2 protein-coding genes are annotated in these 3,719 nt (G+C 56.6%); both read left to right on the plus strand.

Annotated elements, in window-relative coordinates:
• Positions 1–289 precede the first annotated feature (289 nt).
• Positions 290–1,390 carry an aminodeoxychorismate synthase component I gene (gene pabB, locus IH971_11075; protein MCH7498370.1) on the plus strand — a complete coding sequence of 367 codons (1,101 nt, stop codon included), beginning with the start codon at positions 290–292 and terminating at the stop codon, positions 1,388–1,390.
• 436 nt (positions 1,391–1,826) lie between these two features.
• On the plus strand, positions 1,827–3,719 hold a 1,893-nt coding region (locus IH971_11080), incomplete at its 3' end, for an aconitate hydratase (GenBank protein MCH7498371.1).

Here is a 3,719-nt window from a genome sequence, read left to right on the forward strand (position 1 = left end):
GCGCTCGCCATCGGCGGTTTGATGGCACTGCTGTTCATAGTCCGCACCGCACTGGAAGATCGGACCCTGCAGACCGAATTGGATGGTTATTCCGAATATGCCCGGCAAGTCAGTTATCGCCTGCTTCCGGGTGTGTGGTAATCGACGAGCAACGCTTCATTTGGGGCAGTGACGAATGCTTGGAAACGTGTGGGTGTCTCTTAGCTATAGACTCAAGTAGCTCACATCGGTTTGACGACGTAACGTCGCTATTTGCAACTTCCACGGACTGAAGCGGGATCATCACACCATGAACGATCCGATTTTCCTGTCACGCAGCGGCCAGATTATTTTCAGGGATCTCCAGCGCGTGATCACTACTCATCAGGTCAACCTTGTTGGTTCTTTGCTAAAGGAAGTTGAAGGCCTGGTAGAGCAGGGCTATTATGCAGCCGGATTCCTATCGTTTGAAGCCGCACCGGCCTTCGATCCTGCTTTCAAAGTCCATGAAGCGGGCGAATTCCCGCTCCTCTGGTTTGGGATTTATGCGCAAAAGGAAACCACAAAACCGCGGAAAGATCCAGCCCAGATCAATATTGCGAAATCTCCGTGGCGCCCCCTCATGTCCCCAGCTACTTATCATGCGGCGTTTGATGTTATTAAAAGCAGTATAAGAGAGGGACAGACCTATCAAGTTAACCTGACCTTTCCACTCGAGGGTACCTTGGATGGCTCTCCGCAGGAATTGCTATATGGCATGTTTGAGGCCCAGCCTGTGGACTACGCGGCCTACTTGGACGGAGGAGCTAATGATATCATATCGCTTTCTCCGGAGTTATTTTGGAAACTGGATGGTAGCCGCATTGTTAGCAAGCCCATGAAGGGCACCCGTCCTCGGGGTCAGCATGGGCACGAGGATCGGGAATTAGCTCATGAGCTGCAAAATTCTCCTAAGGAAATGGCCGAAAATCTCATGATTGTGGATATGATGCGCAACGACCTGGGAAAGATCGCCAAAACCGGATCGGTCAAGGTGGATAAGATCTTCGAACTGGAAGATTTCCGGACCGTTTGGCAAATGACCTCCACAATCTCCGCCGAAGTCGACGTGAGCATCCCATTAATCATGCGTCATCTCTTTCCCCCGGCCTCGGTTACAGGAGCCCCGAAAATCAAGACCTTGGAATTGATACATACTGTTGAGCCCTATCCCCGTCAGGTTTATTGTGGTACGATAGGTTGGTGGGCTCCCGACCGACAGGCCTGCTTCAATGTAGCCATCAGAACCCTGATCCGGGAAAGAGCGAATAACAGCACCAGATATTCCGTTGGAAGCGGCATCACTTGGGATTCTGATGGTGAACAAGAGTATAAAGAATGCCTAATGAAGGCTGCAATGTTGAATATCTGATCACCGACCTCTGTTCGGCGTCTCAGGAAATTGACCTATAGTGTCCCGTGGTGACCAGTAGCTATGGTAACGACGGATTATTCCCATCCCATCAAGATGGCGCTGCTGAAGTAGTTGGAAATCGAAAAGGGGATCTTGCACCAGACGTTTGGGTTATGAGCCCGACGATTGGTCAATAAAAACAGTAGTTTAGGATGTCACTGTGCCCTGAGTGTGCCTCACGGCTGAGATAGTTGGTATCTGCCAACCTGACAGGAACCCCCACGGGTCAGAGATCTGTGGGGCTTTTGCATTTGGGCGGGATGGAGAGATCCTTGCCCGAGAGGCAACGATCAACTAAGGATCACATCCGAGGAGGCGTCTGCTAAACCTTGGAAACGCAAAATGCATCTCTTAGTTTTAGGCCCGAGTAGCTCACATTGTTCTGACGACGTACATGAAGAATACGATGGAGATTATTGAACACCTGTACTCAAGGCTTGAGGAGCAGGTGCCGCAGGCCCGTGAACGGTTGGGGCGACCCCTGGCACTCACTGAGAAGATCTTATTCGCCCACCTCGCCAGAGGATTGGCAGCTAGCCTGCCCCAGCGCGGCGTCACGTATGCCTATCTTGATCCCGACCGTGTCGCCCTTCAGGATGCCACTGCCCAGATGGCGCTGCTGCAATTCATGCGCAGCGGCCGGGACACGACCGCCGTGCCCACCACGGTTCATTGCGATCACCTGATCCGCGCCCAGGTGAATGCGAGTAGCGACCTGTCCAAGGCCCTGAGAGATAATGATGAGGTTTACGCATTCCTCAGGAGCGCGTCCAACAAGTACGGCATCGGATTCTGGAGGCCGGGCTCAGGTATCATTCACCAGGTCGTGCTGGAGAACTACGCCTTTCCCGGCGGTCTCATGATTGGCACCGACTCCCACACGCCCAACGCCGGTGGGCTGGGGATGCTGGCCATCGGTGTGGGCGGAGCGGACGCGGTGGACGTCATGGCGGGGATGCCCTGGGAGCTGCGCTGGCCCGGCCTTATTGGCGTGCACCTCACCGGCGCGCTACAGGGCTGGACTTCGCCCAAAGACGTGATTCTGAAGCTGGCCGGCATCCTCACCGTGAAAGGCGGCACCGGCAAGATTATTGAGTACTTTGGCCCCGGTACAAGCTCCATCAGCGCCACCGGCAAAGGGACCATGACCAACATGGGGGCCGAGCTGGGCGCCACCACCTCCGTGTTCCCCTATGATGAGCGCATGTCCACTTACCTGCGCGCTACTGGCCGCGATGCCCTTGCCGACCTGGCAGATCAGCACCGGCAGAACCTCCAGGCAGATGAACAGGTGCTGGACAACCCGGAACAGGTCTACGATAAGGTCATTGAGATCGATCTGACCAGCCTGGAGCCCCATGTGGTAGGCCCCTTTACGCCCGATCTTGCCCGCCCCATATCCCACATGGCCAGGGCCGTCCGCGAGAATGACTACCCAGACCAGATCAAGGTAGCCCTTATTGGCAGCTGCACCAACTCATCGTATGAGGACATCAGCCGGGCGGCCCATGTCGCCCGGCAGGCCCTCGATCACGGGCTGAAGACGAAGACCGGTTTCATGATCACCCCCGGCTCCGAGCAGATCAGGGCCACCATCGAACGGGACGGCCAGCTGGATACGTTGACCAGCATCGGCGGTATCGTATTAGCGAATGCCTGCGGTCCTTGCATCGGGCAGTGGCAGAGGGACGATATTGCCGCGGGTGAAAAGAACACCATCCTCACCTCATTCAACCGCAATTTCGCCCGGCGCAACGATGGCAACGCCGCTACTCTGGCGTTCATTGCCAGCCCGGAAATTGTTACCGCGCTGGCGCTGGCAGGCCGTCTTTCGTTCAACCCGCTCACCGACACCCTACCCAACGGCAATGGTGGTATCCGGCTTACGCCACCAAAGGGAAATGAGCTCCCGGCTCGGGGGTTCGACGCCGGAAACTCGGGCTTTGAACCGCCGCCTGACGATGGCGGCGCAGTGCGGATTGCCATCCATCCGGGCAGCCAGCGCCTCCAGTTGTTGGCAGCTTTCCCGGCCTGGGAGGGAACCGACCTTGACGACCTGCTCGTGCTGGTCAAGGCCGAGGGCAAATGCACCACCGATCATATCTCACCAGCGGGGCCGTGGTTGAAATATCGCGGTCACCTGGACAACATCAGCGACAACCTGTTTTCCGGCGTCAACAGTGCCTCCAGCCCGGAGGCGGGCAAGGGCCGCAACGTCCTCACCGGTGAGGCAGGGGTGGAGCTGAGCCAGATCGCCCGCCAGTACAAGGCCCAGGGCAAGGGCTGG

It is taken from the genome of Candidatus Neomarinimicrobiota bacterium (genome assembly GCA_022560655.1).
Lineage (GTDB): Bacteria > Fidelibacterota > Marinisomatia > SCGC-AAA003-L08 > TS1B11 > JADFSS01.

Bases quoted from the DNA above. Each gene is read 5' to 3' on its own strand.
- pabB (MCH7498370.1), top strand. From the start codon at position 290: ATGAACGATCCGATTTTCCTGTCACGCAGCGGCCAGATTATTTTCAGG.